Source organism: Billgrantia kenyensis (genome assembly GCF_013697085.1).
GTDB classification, from domain to species: Bacteria; Pseudomonadota; Gammaproteobacteria; order Pseudomonadales; family Halomonadaceae; genus Halomonas; species Halomonas kenyensis.
Window position 1 is genome coordinate 18,938 of record NZ_JACEFT010000027.1, and the last position, 15,235, is coordinate 34,172.

Consider the following 15,235-nt stretch of genomic DNA (forward strand, 5'->3'; position numbering starts at 1 on the left):
CGAAATAGGTCCATTCGCCTGCCTATCGTGACATTTCGCGTCCTTGCGGCTTGCTTGCGAAGCATAGCGCGTCCTTAGGAACAACCCAAAGGATGCCCCCCGAAGAGTCACAGCTCACCCACAGGTTATCCACTTGAAGGCAACGCAAAAGCACACTATCTTGTGTCCTCAAAGCGAAACAACACTAGATGATGTGCATTTAGCAAGCCCCTCCCCGGCTGTCAATGCCTTCGTCGCCCTTGACCCATCCCCACAAGAAGGGATCACCGGCCCATGGAACTCCAGACCCCCGACCCGACCGACCTGTCGCTCACGGCGCCGCAGACCCTGCGCGTCATCAAGCGCAATGGCGATGTTGTGGCCTTCGATGCCAGCAAGATCGCCGTGGCGATGCGCAAGGCCTTCATCGCCGTGGAGGGCGACAACGTCAGCGCTTCCTCGCGGGTACGCGACTTCGTCGACCAGGCCAGTCAGGCCATTGCCGGCGCCTTCCTGCGCCGCATGCCCGACGGCGGCACCGTGCACATCGAGGATATTCAGGATCAGGTGGAACTGGCCTTGATGCGCGCCGGCGAACAGAAGGTGGCCCGGGCCTACGTGCTCTACCGCGAGGAGCACGCCCGCGCCCGCGCCGCTGCCGGCGACGACATCGAGAAGCCGCACCCCACGCTCAACGTCACCCTGGACGACGGCAGTCGCCGCCCGCTCGACCTGGGCCGCATCGAGACCCTGGTGTTCGACGCCTGTGCGGAGCTGGAAAACGTCGACCCCAACCGCATCGTCGAGGCGTCGCTGAAGAACCTCTACGATGGCGTCTCGGTGGACGGCGTGTCCCAGGCGCTGATGATGACGGCACGCACGCTGGTGGAGAAGGAGCCCAACTACACCTACGTCACCGCACGGCTGCTGCAGGACAGCCTGCGCCGCGAAGCGCTCTCCTTCCTCGGCGTGGCCCAAGAGGCGACTTTCGGCGAGATGGCCGAGCTCTACAAGCCGGCGTTCAAGGAGTACGTGGCCCGCGGCATCGAGTTCGAACAGCTCGATCCCAAGCTCGCCGAGTTCGACCTCGAGCGCCTCGGCGACGCGCTCGATCACACCCGCGACAACGCCTTCACCTACCTGGGCCTGCAGACCCTCTACGACCGCTACTTCATCCACCGCGACGACGTGCGCTACGAGCTGCCCCAGGTGATGTTCATGCGCGTGGCCATGGGCCTGGCGCTAAACGAGGACGACCGCGAAGCCCGCGCCATCGAATTCTACGAGCTGCTCTCCAGCTTCGACTACATGGCCTCGACGCCGACCCTGTTCAACTCGGGCACCGTGCGCAGCCAGCTCTCCAGCTGCTACCTGACCACCGTACCCGACGATCTCGACGGCATCTACAGCGCCATCCGCGACAATGCCCTGCTCTCCAAGTGGGCCGGCGGCCTGGGCAACGACTGGACCCCGGTACGCGCGCTGGGCTCCTACATCAAGGGCACCAACGGCAAGAGCCAGGGCGTGGTGCCGTTCCTCAAGGTGGTCAACGACACCGCCGTGGCGGTGAACCAGGGCGGCAAGCGCAAGGGCGCGGTATGCGCCTACCTCGAGACCTGGCACCTGGACGTCGAGGAGTTCCTCGAGCTGCGCAAGAACACCGGCGACGACCGCCGCCGCACCCATGACATGAACACCGCCAACTGGGTGCCCGACCTGTTCATGAAGCGAGTGTTCGACGACAAGGAGTGGACGCTGTTCTCGCCCGCCACCTGCCCCGACCTGCACGACCTCTACGGCGCCGCCTTCGAGCAGCGCTACGAGGAATACGAGGCGATGACCCACTCGGGCCAGCTCAAGCTGTTCAAGCGCGTGCGCGCCAAGGACCTGTGGCGCAAGATGCTCTCGATGCTGTTCGAGACCGGCCACCCGTGGATCACCTTCAAGGACCCGTGCAACCTGCGCAGCCCGCAGCAGCACGCCGGCGTGGTGCACTCCTCCAACCTGTGCACCGAGATCACCCTGAACACCAGCGTCGACGAGATCGCCGTGTGCAACCTGGGCTCGATCAACCTGGCGCAGCATGTGGTCGACGGCAAGCTCGACGACGCCAAGCTGAAGAAGAGCGTGCGTACCGCCGTGCGCATGCTCGACAACGTCATCGACATCAACTACTACGCGGTGCCCCAGGCGAAGAGCTCCAACTTCAAGCACCGCCCGGTGGGACTCGGCATCATGGGCTTTCAGGACGCCCTCTACGCCCAGGACATCGCCTACGCCTCCGAGGCCGCCGTCGAGTTCGCCGACCGCTCCATGGAGCTGGTCAGCTATCACGCCATCGAGGCCTCCAGCGACCTCGCCGCCGAGCGTGGCAGCTACCAGAGCTTCGAGGGTTCGCTGTGGAGCCAGGGCGTGCTGCCCATCGACTCCATCGACAAGCTCAAGGCCGAGCGCGGCGAGAAGTACATCGAGGTGGATACCGGCACGACCCAGGACTGGGACCGCATCCGCAAGAAGATCGCCGACCAGGGCATGCGCAACTCCAACGTGATGGCCATCGCCCCCACCGCGACGATCTCCAACATCTGCGGCGTGTCGCAGTCGATCGAGCCCACGTACCAGAACCTCTACGTGAAGTCGAACCTCTCCGGCGAGTTCACCGTGGTCAACGCCTATCTGGTCCACGACCTCAAGGCCCGCGGCTTGTGGGACGAGGTAATGATCAACGACCTCAAGTACTACGACGGCTCGGCCCAGCCCATCGAGCGCATTCCGGACGACCTCAAGGCCAAGTACGCCACCGCCTTCGAGGTAGAGCCGAAGTGGCTGGTGGAGGCCGCCTCACGGCGCCAGAAGTGGATCGACCAGGCCCAGTCGCTGAACCTCTACATCAAGGGCGTTTCCGGCAAGAAGCTCGACGTGACCTACCGCATGGCGTGGTTCCGCGGACTCAAGACCACCTACTACCTGCGCGCCCTGGGTGCCACCTCGGTGGAGAAGTCCACCGTGGACCGCGGCAACCTCAACGCGGTGAGCAACCAGACTCCCTCCACAGCTCCGGCACCGGCGCCTTCGGCAACACCGGCTAGAGAGCCCCGCGGCGTGGAGGACTTCCTCACCGGCAAGGCGGGCAGCGGTTCGCGCGCGCCCAGCGCCGCGGAAATCGATGACCTGGGCTGCGAGGCCTGCCAGTAGGTTTACAAGCTGGCTGCGCTCGGCCATACGGCGTTGGAAATTGGTTCGGAATGCTCATTTACAAACACGTAAACTCCGCTTCCTTACCAATTTCCGCCTTGTCTGGCCATCGCTCGCGCAGCTTCGCACGCAGCGAGAATATTCCTGATCCGGCAAATATCCCGGATCCTGCCAAGTAAAGGTGAAGTAATGCTGAACTGGGACGAGTTCCACGAGGACGAAGCCACCGTCGCCGAGCAGCCGGCCAAGGCCGCGCCGGCCCCCGCTGCCAAGCCGCAGCCTGCGGCCGCCCCGAGCGATGAGGTGAAGGAAAGCAACGGCAGCTACCAGGTGGCCGACAGCGACCGCCTGGCGCGGGCGCGCAAGTCGCTGGAAGAGCTCGACGTGGCCGCCGGCCTCGAGGAGCTGGAGATGGGTGCGGCGCGCATCGAAGTCAGCGACAAGCAGATGATCAACGCTCGCGCCGACCTCAACCAGCTCGTTCCCTTCAAGTATGAGTGGGCGTGGCAGAAGTACCTGGACGGCAGCGCCAACCACTGGATGCCCCAGGAAGTGAACATGAACGCCGACATCGCCCTGTGGAAAAGCCAGGATGGCCTGACCGAGGACGAGCGGCGCATCGTCGAGCGCAGTCTGGGCTACTTCTCCACCGCCGACTCGCTGGTGGCCAATAATCTGGTGCTGGCCGTCTATCGCCTGATCACCAACCCCGAGTGCCGCCAGTACCTGCTGCGCCAGGCCTTCGAGGAGGCGATCCACACCCACGCCTACCAGTACTGCGTGGAGTCGCTGGGCATGGACGAAGGCGAGGTCTTCAACATGTACCGCGAAGTGCCCTCGGTGGCGGCCAAGTCGGCCTGGAGCCTCAAGCACACCCAGTCGCTGGCACGCTCCGACTTCAACACCGGCACCCCGGAGGACGATCAGGAACTGCTGCGCAACCTTGTGGCCTTCTACTGCGTCACCGAAGGCATCTTCTTCTACTGCGGCTTCAGCCAGATCCTCTCCATGGGTCGGCGCAACAAGATGACCGGCGTGGCCGAGCAGTTCCAGTACATCCTGCGCGACGAGTCGATGCACCTGAACTTCGGTGTCGACATGATCAACCAGATCAAGATCGAGAACCCGCACCTGTGGACGCCCGAGTTCCAGGACGAAGTGACCCAGATGATCCTCGAGGGCACCGAGCTCGAGATCGCCTACGCCCGGGACACCATGCCCCGCGGCGTGCTGGGCATGAATGCGGCGATCATGGAGGAGTACCTGCATTTCATCTGCAACCGCCGCCTGGCCCAGATCGGCCTGAAGGAGCAGTTCCCCGGCGCGCAGAACCCCTTCCCGTGGATGAGCGAGATCATCGACCTGCGCAAGGAGAAGAACTTCTTCGAGACCCGCGTCACCGAGTACCAGGTGGGCGGCGCGCTGAGCTGGGACTGAGACAAGATCCGAGCCGTATCACTAGGTACGGCTCATAAAAAACGCCTGAAGCGACAACTTCAGGCGTCTCGGCCAGCGGGGCGTGTGACCACCCCTTGTCTGGCTCAGGTAGGCTAGCTACCCAAAGCGAGGGCATTGTCCTTCTTAGCATAGCCAGGGTCAAGTTGGTCACATCACTCCAGAAATATGGAGGGAATGAAGATGGCTACTAAATCCAAGTGCCGTCCGACTCGTACTTCTCCGAAGCCTGGGCCCAAGACAGTGAGCGTGAAGAAACACACACGCTCGAAGCCCAAGTCTATCGGGAAGAAGTGTTAACCATCCTACGACCCTGGGGTAGAAGGACCTACCCCTCAAATCTGGAGGGGTAATACTATGCAAGTTGATCATATCACCACACCCCGCGACTCCCAGGCCTGGCAGCAGGCCCTCGACCTGGCACTGACCGCCCACGGCGGCCCCAACGCCCTGGCCCACTACCCTCATGTGGCCTTCGCCTTCCCCGCTTCCTCTCCCAACCCCTATACCCGCGAGTACCCGCTGCTCGACTATCGCGAGCTCAAAGAGTGGGCGAGTTCACGGGGCTGGCGGGTTCGGCCGGCACCCGAGCGGGTTCCAGCGGGCGAGAAGTACCGCCCCCCGGTTTGCTTCACGCGCCTGCCCAGTCGTTACCATTGAGGCGCTGCGGTCCGGCCAGACTGGCGGCCCAGCCTGGCCACTGTTGCAAGAACTCTCCTGTCGTTGTGGTGATTGCCATATCCCCCTACCCTCTGGGCAAGGAGCTTGGCAACGGCAAGGAGTGCCGCTATGGAACCCCATTGGAAACATGGCAACCGCATCACCCTGATACCCGACAGCGAGCGCTTCATCCCGGAGCTGCTCGAAGCCATCGGCAACGCCGAGGCGTCAGTCTGGTTCGAGCAATACCTGATCGAATCCGGGCGGGTCACGCGACGCTTTATCGACGCCCTGATCCGTGCCGCCAATCGCGGCGTCGAGGTCAGGGTGGTCCTCGACAGCTTCGGTGCCGTGGGGCTTGGCCAGCGGGAGCGAGAGCGTCTGTCCGCGGCTGGCGTGGCACTGCGCCACTACAATCCGTTCATGATGCGGCGGCTGCGTCACAACCTGAGCCGCAATCATCGCAAGATGCTGCTGGTCGATCGTCGCGTGGCCTATACCGGCGGCTACTGCCTCACCGACGACTATCTGGGCGACTGGTTCGACGTGGTGGTGCGCGCCGAGGGGCCAGTGGTGGAGGACTGGATCAGCCTGCTCGCCGACCTCTGGGAGTCTTCGCGCACCCGCGGCGACAAGGCGCCTATCAACCGCACCCTTCCCGCCGAGGCCGAGGCATTCGGCAGCGAGGGAGGCATGCCGGCTCGCCTGGTGCACAACGAGGGGCCGAGCGACAAGATCATCCGGCACTCACTACACCAGCGCATGGAGACGGCCGAACAGCGGCTGTGGATGTATACCCCCTATTTTCTGCCCTCGCGGCAGCTGCGCCGCCTGGTCTGCCACGCTGCACAGCGGGGCGTGGATGTGCGCCTGCTGGTGGCCGGCAAGGGGCACGACCATCCCAGCGTACGCTATGCCGGCCAGCGCCACTTCGGCGAACTGTTGGACGCCGGCATACGCATCTACGAATATCAGCCGCGCTTCACCCACGCCAAGTTCTGTATCGTCGACGACTGGGTGACGGTAGGCTCGTGCAATTTCGACCACTGGAGCCTGCACTGGAATCTCGAAGCCAACGTGGAGGTGGAGCATGCCGATTTCGCCGACGAGGTCGTCGCACTGTTCGAGCAGCACTCGGCCGAGAGCCGGACAATCAAGTGGGAAGACTGGGCGAGGCGTCCCAATGCGCAGCGCTACCGTGAGCGACTTGCCGCGATGATCAGCGCATGGCTTGCCGGTTTACGTTAACATCGCCCCGCTCGGCACAGATTGCGCAATACCCTTGCCCCGATGATATAGATGAAGTCAATGCACCGAAGAGTTCGCAGCGCCCTCAAGTATTTTTCCACGGCAGGCCTGTTACTGGGCACGCTGCTGTTCGCCTTTTCGCTCTCCCCCAGCCTGCTGCCCAGGCCCACCTACGCCCAGGGTATCGTTTCGGGGCTCTCTTTCTCCGCCGGCTATGCGCTGGGCTTCATTGCCCACTGGCTATGGGACTACCTGCAGCTGCCGCGCCCCAGGGCGCAGATCGAGCGCATCATCAAGCTGAGCGCGGCCGGCATATGCACCGTCATCGCCATCTTCTTCCTGTGGCAAGCCTCTACGTGGCAGAACCGCATACGCGAGCTGATGGGCCTCGAGGAAGTCAGCGGCATACGAGCGATCAGCATCGGCCTGATCGCTTTGGCGCTGTTCGCCCTGCTGTGGCTGCTGGTCAAGCTGTTCCGCCTGACGTTCCGCTTTCTCGCCCGAAAGATGCGCCGCTTCGTGCCGCACCGAGTTTCCAACCTGCTGGGGGTGATCGCAGCGGTGGCGCTGTTCTGGTCGGTCATCGACGGCATCATCTTCACCCTGGCGCTTCGAGCCGCAGACAACTCCTTCCAGCAGCTCGACGAGTTGGTTCTCGACGAGCAGCCAACCCCGACCGACCCGATGAAGACCGGCAGCGCCGAGTCCCTGATCAGTTGGGAGGCGCTGGGAGGGCGCGGCCGTCGCTTCGTCAACCAGGCACCCTCCGCCGAGGATATAGGGCACTACACCGACGCCGAGACTGTTGATCCCATACGGGTCTACGTCGGCTTGAGTGCGGCAGGAACCCCCGCCGAGAGAGCTGAGCTGGCTCTGCAGGAGCTCCAGCGGGTCGGCGCCTTCGAGCGTTCGGTCATGTTATTGGCCACCCCCACGGGACGCGGCTGGGTCGACCCCGGGGCGATGAACACGATGGAGTACCTGCATCGCGGCGATGTCGCCACGGCTACCGTGCAATACTCCTACCTGCCCAGCCACCTAGCGATCCTCGTGGAGGGCGATTATGGCGCCGAGAATGCCCGCGCCCTGTTCACCACCGTCTATGACTACTGGACCCAGTTGCCGGAGGAAGAGCGTCCACGCCTCTACCTGCATGGACTCAGCCTCGGTTCGCTCAACTCCGACCTGTCGTTCGACTTCTACGACATCATCGACGACCCCTTCCATGGCGCCTTGTGGAGCGGCCCTCCGTTTCGCAACGAGACCTGGCGTGCCGTGACTCAGGAGCGCGATCCCGGTTCGCCCTCCTGGCTACCCACCTTTCGCAATGGTTCGGTGGTTCGCTTCATGAATCAGTATCAGGGGCTGGATACCGTGGACCGCCCCTGGGGCGATTTCCGCATTGCCTTCCTCCAATACGGCAGCGACCCGATCACCTTCTTCGAGCCGCAGATCCTCTTCCGCGAGCCGGAATGGATGCGCGAGCCAAGAGCCCCCGACGTACTGCCCGAGCTACGCTGGTTCCCGGTGGTGACCATGCTGCAGCTGCTTGCCGACCTGGCCGTTGGCCGTGCCCCACCCGGCTATGGCCACAGCATGGCCGCCGAGCACTACCTCGATGCCTGGGTAGCGCTGACGGAACCCGAGGGTTGGAGCGAGGAGGAGCTGGCCCGGCTACGCGAGCGCTTTCGCCAGGCACGCTAGGGTTCACGAGCTGGCTCATGAATACGCCGCCAGCGCCCATAACGGGACGCCAGCGGCGCCGCACTCATGCCGTGAGCCAGCATGGAGGCCACCACGATCAGGGAGCCCGCGGTCCACGCCAGGTCGTAGCCGGTGCGGCTCGATACCAGCGAAGCGTAGTAGAGGGCCGATACGCCGATGGGGCCGAACCAGCCCATGATCAGCGTGATCGGCCAGTCACGCAGGGTCGGCAGCCCTGGCCTGAGCAACAGGATCATCGGCAAGCGGCGCAACAGCAGCACCAGCAGCGCCAGTAGCAGCCCCGAGCCCCCCAGCGCCCGCCACTCTGCCCAAGGGGCGATCAATCCGAACAGGATGAAGACCGGCATCGTCAGCAGGATGTTGACCGCCTCCTGCACGTTGTCCTCTTCGCTACGCTCCTTGCCGCCCACCTCCTGGTCGAATGCCAGGCCGGCGGCGAAGACGCCGAGAATACCGTTGGTGCCGAGCAGTGATCCCAGTCCGAGCACCAGCAAGGTCAGGGCCAGGGTGATGGAGAGGAACGAAGGCTGGTCAAGGTAGCCCCGCGTTTCCGACCACTGCAGCGCGCGTCCTGTCGCCCAGCCCAGCGCAACACCGATCAGCACCCCTCCTCCGATCTCCCATAGCCAGACCTTGGCGAACCAGTAGAGCCAGGCGTCGCCGGCCGGCAGCGTCAACAGCAGGATCGGCAGCAGCACGAAGGGATAGGCCAGGCCGTCGTTGGCCCCGGACTCGCTGGAGAGCAGGTGGCGGTAGTCCTCGGGCAGGTTCTCCTTGGCCACCCCGCCGGTCACGATCGAAGAGGCCACCACCGGATCGGTGGCACAGACGACGCCGCCCACCAGCAGCGCCATCAACAGTGGGAGCCCCAGCACCCAGTGGGAGAGCAGTGAGCTCACCAGGAACATGGCCGGCATGCCGATGCCCAGCAATACCAGCAAGGAGCGCCATTGGGCGAAGGGATAGTTGGGCGGCAGGCGCAGCGCGATACCCATCAGGCTGATACCCAGCGTCAGCCGTGCCGTCTCCTCGAGGATTCGCTTGCCATCCCCCCACTGGGACGGATCGAGGGCACCCAGCCCGTGAGGCCCCAGTGCCACGCCGAAGAGAAAGGCAAACAGGGGAGCCGTCAACCAGGAGCGGTCGAGCGGGCTCGACAGCAGTCCCACCACCAGCACCAGCCCACCCACGACCGTCAGGGCGATGTTCAGCTGATCCATGCCGACTCCTTGCGCTCCTTGCCAGGCTCCTCCTAACCTAGGCAACCGCAGCCGGGGCGTAAACCAGAAAGCTCACTGGTGAAGGCTTGCGCGGCGCGCCATTCCTGGCCTAAAGTAGTTTCATCGACAACTAATCAGGAGTTGGCACGATGAACGACACGCCACGCAGGAGCGTCATCAAGCGCATCTACGTTCCCACCCAGGTACGTCAGTTGCCGGGAGGCGGCCGCGTTACCATTCCCGGCCACTACCGCAAGCCAGCCGATAGTTCTCGCACCGCTACCTAAGCCTGCCATTCCTTGCTCATCGCCAGGAGACGATCCGCGGCTCCGCCTCGATGAAGGCGTCGCGGTTGGTCACTCGGTTTTGACCTTTCCCCACAATTCCAGTGGAGTGCCACACCTCCAATTTGATCTATCGGCCACGCTCTACCGCCAACTTAACACCCGGAACTGACCGTCTCCGGTTTCGCCGCCACTATCACTCGCCACGCGACCAAGTGCCTCGTCATAATGCATGCCACCCGAGCCAAAGAACTCTGCTGTCCTCCCGCGCACCGAACCGAACAGATTCCCGCTACCGCCCACGGACACGTCAGCGAACGGCGCATAGACCGTCGCGTACATGTCGGTGTTGCCGCGGAGCCTCACCCCTGCCTGATTTCCGAGGTCGTTCTGATCAGCTGTTGAGTAGATCCCCAGAGAGGGAACCAACTGCTGCTCACCATTGCTGTCGGTCCACGGTGTAACCACCCCTGCGCCCCGAATATCAACACCGCCCTGAAGGTGAACACTGCCCCCCACAACCAAGGTAAGGGTACTGCCCTCTGCTATAACCAGCCCATCCCCGCCGCCACTAACGTTCACGTCACCATCCACAACCATCACGATGTGTTGGGGGTGGTCGGGCTCGCCGATAGTCAAGGAGCCATTCGAGCCAATATCAAGCTTGCTGAATCGCATCGCGGTCTGTCCGGGCCGACCTTCGAGGAAATCCACCGAGCCGATCTCAAGCGAGTCATCATTACCGCCTTGCTCACCGCCGCCATTACCAACGAAGCCTGCTTCCGACAACACCGGGTTCTGGTTCGCGCCTACATCCAATGGGCCGTTGTTCACCAGGGAGAAACCATCCACTAAATCCCGAATGCCCAAGGGGTCGCAAGGTTCCTGGGGCTGCTCCTGGATCTGGGGATCTTCATTTGCATGCTGACCACCGACGTGATCTTCTCCCCGGCTGGTGAAGAAAATGTCGCCACCGTATTGCGCATTCCCTTGTATTTCCCCGCCCCAGTTATTGAACGTGATGTTCGCATTGGCGAACGCATCACCGGTAATTTTACCGGAATTAACGATAACATCCCCTACGGCCTGAGCATTACCGTCGAAGGTATTATTCCCGTCCAACCTCACATCTCGGTTTGCGCGGATATCTCCCTCAATCGGTGCCGACCCGACCGCAATAACATCTCTATCCGATGATACATTACCAAAGATGGGAGAGTGCCCCTGGAGTTTGACATCACCGCCATCCAGAGTACGAACAGAGGCGTTGGAATTATGGTTGTTGGGGTCATACGCCTGCGGCCCATCCGCGATTCCATCCGGAAAATCGGGGTAAGAACTGTAGCTGTCGACTCGGCCAGAGCCTCGTAATTCTACACCCTCACAACCAACCACTCCATCTGAAAACGGACCTGCCTCTCCTCCAAGATAAACCTCAACAAAAACCAGCTCGCTTACTGCAGCACGCCCATCGTCAACAGCCCCCATCCCCACAATGTAAAAATTATTCGTCTCTTGCAAAAGATAAAAACGACAATTCACATCATCCTCATCCTCATCCTCACAGACATCTAGAGAAACACCAACAAGATTGGAAAACTGCTGCCAATTATACTCAAAAAGTTCGCTTACGCTTAAATCAAGAGCATCGTCGAAATCATCTTTATGCAATAAACTACCGCCCACTCCCCAGGCCTCCGCAACAGCGCGCTCAGCCCCCATCTGGGCCAACGAAGCCGCACGATAATTCCCCGCCAGCCGCTCATCAATTAATGACGACTGCATGCCGGAAAGGCCCAGCATCAGCGACATTGCCAGCATCGACAACACCACCACCAGTGCCGCACCGCGTTGCTGTTTCATGTTAACCCCCTCGCCAATCAAGGCGCTGTTACAGCCCGGCTGCGATTTACAGCGCGAAAACCAAATTCCGAGCTGCTGTGACATTCCATATCGCCAGGTTCAGCCAAAAGACAAAAAGTCAAAATATAGACTCCTTCATCCCTTCCAGCGTCATTAACAGAAAAGCCATTTCTTGCAAAAGATGACACAACTGGCTCTGTATATTCACCCTCACCATCACAAGCTTGGGTGTGCATCAATGAATAACCTTCCTGAGATGTACTGCCTGATGAAAGGCCATAAACCCGCTCCACTCTTTCACCTTCATTGCAACCATCTAACCCACCAGACGAGTCAAAAGCCACTTTAAGAGTTCTATTAGAAGCATTCCATACCACTTCCTCACTATCAGATTTTCGGATATCTCTTATCAACGTTTCCGTGGCGAATGTCAGCGCCGCCTGCTTGTTGCTCAGCAGCTCGATTTGGCGAAAAGTCTGGAACCCCATCAGGAATAACTGCCCGGCACCCAGGATGATGACCAAGCCGATCACCAAGGCCACCATCAGCTCGATCAGGGTGAAGCCTGCCTGGCGATAGGCTACAGTATGCCGCCTACAAAGATAGTCATTTTTCTTTCTCTTCATAATGATGGCAACCTAAACACATACTGAAAAGCAACGTCACCCTCTCCTATGAATCTCTGATCTGCCCAAGTTATTTCTACTTCGTACTCACAAGAGCCCGCCTGCACCTCACTAAGGCCATAAGAAAGATCAAGAACACTACCCCAGTCAACTTTCCATTCTGACTCAACGTTAACGGAGCAACTTTTGTTTGGATCCTGACTCATCAATGCCCAAGTTCTTTCTTGTGCATCTATTGCCATCAAGCTAACCAAGGCTCTCTGATACCCAGCATGGGCACTTTGCAGCGCCTTTAGCTGCATCGCTGCCACACCTAACAGTCCAACGGATAGCACGACAAGAGCGATTAGTGCCTCGATAAGAGTAAAGCCATGTTGTCGCTTTCCGATACACATTGCTCTCAACCTCGCCCAATTCTTCCGAATGAGTTGACTAGGATGTCACGACTTCCCGCAGCATGTGTAAGTGTTATAGTGCAACCCCCACTGCAATCTGGCGCCCTGCCAAGGTTATTAAAAACAATACTTGAGCCACCAGACACCGATAACGTTCCGGCTGAGCCACTTCGCACCCTCAACACATCAGTGCCAAACGATATCTCGTATGCCCAAGGTGTCGACGAGGTGATCTCGAACTCCACATTATCACGCCGCTTTATGGCCTCGCTTCTAGCAAAATTGAGTCCTGATAAAATTTCATTATAGTCGCTTGCGAGGCGGTTGCTGGCCATCATGCCCTGAAAGGCCGGCACGGCAATCGTCGTGATGATCGTCATTACGGCGATGGTGACCAGCAGCTCAATAAGCGTAAACCCGTTGCTTATTTTCAATTTACCAGCAGCCATTATCGCTATCTCTTTGCCCAGTATGATCTAACTCCAACCTTGCGCATTTAACCTCATCACTTGAACCTGTTGCCACCAAAGTGAATGTGGCACCAGGGGGCTCTGAAAAACTGATACTGTAAAACCCTTCCTCCGATGTTGCTGGCATCTCGCCACTACTGAAACACCCAGCATATGTATTATTAACTGTATAACAGCGCTCTAACCTACCAGCCAGTTCCAGTAACTTAGCTTGCCCATCACTAACCCGTGCGTTCTGTACATACCTTTGGTAGCTCGGAACAGCAATTGAGGCCAGAATGCCGATTACCGCCACGACGATTAGTAGTTCGAGCAGGGTGAACCCACGCTGACGTGCGCGCGTGGGGTGCCACGGGGGCTTGCTGGCCGGGCGGGCTCGGATGATCACTCGCCGCTCCTCCGCTTCCAGTTACACTTCGTTTCAGTATGAATCATGACACCTCGCTCTGCTAGAGGAGCCATGAAAAAAGCCGGGGCAGGCCCCGGCTTGGCATTCTCGCACAGTATGAGAAAACTCATACCCTAGGATGGGAGTGTTCCCCCGCCTCTTCTCAGCTTGGCGAATCGCTGGCGATCACCCGCTCGCGCAGCTCGCGGGGCATCGAGAAGGTGATGGTCTCCTCACGGCCGGAGAGCTCTTCCGGCGCCTGGGCGCCGAGGCCCTGAAGGCGCTCGATCACACCCTTGACCAGCACTTCCGGGGCGCTCGCCCCGGCGGTAATACCAACGCTCTGAACCCCTTCCAGCCATGCCGGGTCGACCTCGTCGGCATTGTCGATCAGGTAGGCCGGCGTGCCGACCCGCTCGGCCAGCTCGCGCAGGCGGTTGGAGTTGGAGCTGTTGGGGCTACCCACCACCAGCAGCAGGTCGCAGCCGGCAGCCAGTTCGCGCACTGCATCCTGGCGATTCTGGGTGGCATAGCAGATGTCGTCCTTGCGCGGCCCCTGGATGTCGGGAAATTTCGCACGCAGGGCGTCGATCACCCGGGCGGTGTCGTCCATGGAGAGGGTGGTCTGGGTGACGAAGGCGAGCTGCGAGGCGTCGTTGACCTCGAGGCGCTCGACGTCGGCCTCGTCCTCCACCAGGTAGATGGCGCCGCCATGGGCGGTATCGTAGCGACCCATGGTGCCCTCGACCTCGGGGTGGCCGGCATGTCCGATCAGGATGCACTCCTGACCGCGCTTGGCATAGCGCAGCACCTCCATGTGTACCTTGGTCACCAGCGGGCAGGTGGCGTCGAAGACCTTGAGCCCACGGCGCTCGGCGTCTTCCTGTACCGCCCGCGACACACCGTGGGCGGAGAAGATCACGATGACGTCGTCGGGCACCTCGTGGAGCTCCTCGACGAAAACCGCTCCGCGCTCACGCAGGGTGTCGACCACGAAGCGGTTGTGCACCACCTCATGACGCACGTAGATGGGCGGGCCGAAGACGTCCAGCGCACGGTTGACGATCTCGATGGCGCGGTCGACGCCGGCGCAGAAGCCGCGGGGGTTGGCCAGCCGGATTCGCACGGGGTTAGCTTGCATGGTTACGTCGCCTTGATGCGTCAGGGGCATCGTTCAAAATAAAGTGCAGAGAAAGCACTGAGTCTCATCGTTAACAGACTCAGTGTGTCTGCGCGGGCCTCACGTCTATGACTTCCACCTCGAAGGTCAGGGTACGCCCGGCCAGCGGATGATTGAAGTCCACTTCCACGTTGCGCTCGTCGACGGCGGTGATCACGCCGGGAAGCTCGCCACCGGCGGGGTCGGCGAACGACATCACCGTACCCACTTCCGGCTCGATCTCCTCGAAGTCGCCGCGGTCGAGCATCTGCACGTTCTGCGGGTTGTGCTGGCCGAAGCCATGCTCCGGGGTGATCTCGAAGCTGCCGCTGTCGCCGCCGGCCATGCCCTTGAGCGGGTATTCGAAGCCCGGCGGCAGGTTGCCGTCGCCTACCTGGAAGGTGGCCGGCTGCTTCTCGCGGGTGGAGTCGACCACGGTGCCGTCCTCCAGCTTGAGGGTGAAGTGCAGGGTCACTTCCATGCCCTCGTCGATGCGAAATTCGCTCATCGTTGCTCTCGCTTGTTACATCGTGCGCTTTTGCGGTCGTGCACGGATTCAAGGCTTTCC

Annotated in this window: 14 protein-coding genes; 6 read left to right on the forward strand and 8 right to left on the reverse strand. The window is 61.0% G+C overall.

From position 1 onward, the window contains the following. The first annotated feature begins 273 nt into the window (after positions 1-273). The 5 genes from H1D44_RS16900 to H1D44_RS16920 all read left to right on the forward strand — a co-directional run bounded on the left by H1D44_RS16900 (position 274) and on the right by H1D44_RS16920 (position 8,241). Positions 274-3,174, forward strand: a complete 2,901-nt coding sequence (locus H1D44_RS16900) for a ribonucleoside-diphosphate reductase subunit alpha (protein WP_181516159.1) — start codon at positions 274-276, stop codon at positions 3,172-3,174. A 189-nt stretch (positions 3,175-3,363) separates the two neighbouring features. Further along, positions 3,364-4,611 (forward strand): ribonucleotide-diphosphate reductase subunit beta, encoded by a 1,248-nt coding sequence (locus tag H1D44_RS16905; RefSeq protein ID WP_181516161.1) that lies wholly within the window; start codon positions 3,364-3,366, stop codon positions 4,609-4,611. Positions 4,612-4,986: 375 nt separating this feature from the next. After that, entirely contained in the window at positions 4,987-5,289 is a 303-nt protein-coding gene (locus tag H1D44_RS16910) for a hypothetical protein (RefSeq protein WP_181516163.1), read from the forward strand. Between the two features lie 129 nt (positions 5,290-5,418). Then, entirely contained in the window at positions 5,419-6,537 is a 1,119-nt protein-coding gene (locus H1D44_RS16915; protein ID WP_181516165.1) for a phospholipase D-like domain-containing protein, read from the forward strand. Positions 6,538-6,597: 60 nt separating this feature from the next. Further along, positions 6,598-8,241, forward strand: a complete 1,644-nt coding sequence (locus H1D44_RS16920; RefSeq protein ID WP_181516167.1) for an alpha/beta hydrolase — start codon at positions 6,598-6,600, stop codon at positions 8,239-8,241. Here the strand turns inward: H1D44_RS16920 and H1D44_RS16925 are convergent. Next, a complete protein-coding gene (locus H1D44_RS16925; protein WP_181516170.1) occupies positions 8,238-9,482 on the reverse strand; it encodes a cation:proton antiporter domain-containing protein in 1,245 nt (414 codons plus the stop codon). The genes H1D44_RS16920 and H1D44_RS16925 overlap by 4 nt on opposite strands. Before the next feature lie 149 nt (positions 9,483-9,631). Between H1D44_RS16925 and H1D44_RS16930 the strand changes: the two genes are divergently transcribed. Beyond that, a complete protein-coding gene (locus H1D44_RS16930; protein ID WP_181516172.1) occupies positions 9,632-9,769 on the forward strand; it encodes a hypothetical protein in 138 nt (45 codons plus the stop codon). 141 nt (positions 9,770-9,910) lie between these two features. On the opposite strand, the gene H1D44_RS16935 is transcribed toward H1D44_RS16930, so the two are convergent. The 7 genes from H1D44_RS16935 to fkpB form a co-directional block, all read right to left on the reverse strand. Beyond that, on the reverse strand, positions 9,911-11,629 hold the full coding sequence (locus tag H1D44_RS16935; RefSeq protein ID WP_181516174.1) for a DUF7305 domain-containing protein: 1,719 nt from the start codon (positions 11,627-11,629) through the stop codon (positions 9,911-9,913). A 17-nt stretch (positions 11,630-11,646) separates the two neighbouring features. Next, entirely contained in the window at positions 11,647-12,255 is a 609-nt protein-coding gene (locus H1D44_RS16940; protein ID WP_181516176.1) for a PilW family protein, read from the reverse strand. Further along, entirely contained in the window at positions 12,252-12,650 is a 399-nt protein-coding gene (gene pilV, locus H1D44_RS21055) for a type IV pilus modification protein PilV (protein ID WP_238984553.1), read from the reverse strand. The genes H1D44_RS16940 and pilV overlap by 4 nt, the downstream gene beginning before the upstream one ends. A gap of 5 nt (positions 12,651-12,655) precedes the next feature. Continuing rightward, positions 12,656-13,099: a GspH/FimT family pseudopilin gene (locus tag H1D44_RS16950; protein WP_181516178.1), complete on the reverse strand. Its 444-nt coding sequence runs from the start codon at positions 13,097-13,099 to the stop codon at positions 12,656-12,658. Continuing rightward, positions 13,086-13,508 (reverse strand): type IV pilin protein, encoded by a 423-nt coding sequence (locus H1D44_RS21210; protein ID WP_338073526.1) that lies wholly within the window; start codon positions 13,506-13,508, stop codon positions 13,086-13,088. Before H1D44_RS21210 ends, H1D44_RS16950 begins: the two co-directional genes overlap by 14 nt. A 163-nt stretch (positions 13,509-13,671) precedes the next feature. Further along, positions 13,672-14,649: a 4-hydroxy-3-methylbut-2-enyl diphosphate reductase gene (ispH, locus tag H1D44_RS16960; RefSeq protein WP_181516180.1), complete on the reverse strand. Its 978-nt coding sequence runs from the start codon at positions 14,647-14,649 to the stop codon at positions 13,672-13,674. Positions 14,650-14,728: 79 nt separating this feature from the next. Beyond that, the gene (gene fkpB, locus H1D44_RS16965; protein ID WP_181516182.1) at positions 14,729-15,175 is read right to left on the reverse strand and encodes an FKBP-type peptidyl-prolyl cis-trans isomerase; all 447 of its coding nucleotides are present in this window, start codon (positions 15,173-15,175) and stop codon (positions 14,729-14,731) included. Positions 15,176-15,235: the final 60 nt, after the last annotated feature.

Excerpts from the sequence above, each read along its gene's own strand:
- H1D44_RS16900 (WP_181516159.1), top strand. The coding sequence starts at position 274 with ATGGAACTCCAGACCCCCGACCCGACCGACCTGTCGCTCACGGCGCCG.
- H1D44_RS16905 (WP_181516161.1), top strand. The coding sequence starts at position 3,364 with ATGCTGAACTGGGACGAGTTCCACGAGGACGAAGCCACCGTCGCCGAG.
- H1D44_RS16910 (WP_181516163.1), top strand. The coding sequence starts at position 4,987 with ATGCAAGTTGATCATATCACCACACCCCGCGACTCCCAGGCCTGGCAG.
- H1D44_RS16915 (WP_181516165.1), top strand. The coding sequence starts at position 5,419 with ATGGAACCCCATTGGAAACATGGCAACCGCATCACCCTGATACCCGAC.
- H1D44_RS16920 (WP_181516167.1), top strand. The coding sequence starts at position 6,598 with ATGCACCGAAGAGTTCGCAGCGCCCTCAAGTATTTTTCCACGGCAGGC.
- H1D44_RS16925 (WP_181516170.1), bottom strand. The coding sequence starts at position 9,482 with ATGGATCAGCTGAACATCGCCCTGACGGTCGTGGGTGGGCTGGTGCTG.
- H1D44_RS16930 (WP_181516172.1), top strand. The coding sequence starts at position 9,632 with ATGAACGACACGCCACGCAGGAGCGTCATCAAGCGCATCTACGTTCCC.
- H1D44_RS16935 (WP_181516174.1), bottom strand. The coding sequence starts at position 11,629 with ATGAAACAGCAACGCGGTGCGGCACTGGTGGTGGTGTTGTCGATGCTG.
- H1D44_RS16940 (WP_181516176.1), bottom strand. The coding sequence starts at position 12,255 with ATGAAGAGAAAGAAAAATGACTATCTTTGTAGGCGGCATACTGTAGCC.
- pilV (WP_238984553.1), bottom strand. The coding sequence starts at position 12,650 with ATGTGTATCGGAAAGCGACAACATGGCTTTACTCTTATCGAGGCACTA.
- H1D44_RS16950 (WP_181516178.1), bottom strand. The coding sequence starts at position 13,099 with ATGGCTGCTGGTAAATTGAAAATAAGCAACGGGTTTACGCTTATTGAG.
- ispH (WP_181516180.1), bottom strand. The coding sequence starts at position 14,649 with ATGCAAGCTAACCCCGTGCGAATCCGGCTGGCCAACCCCCGCGGCTTC.
- fkpB (WP_181516182.1), bottom strand. The coding sequence starts at position 15,175 with ATGAGCGAATTTCGCATCGACGAGGGCATGGAAGTGACCCTGCACTTC.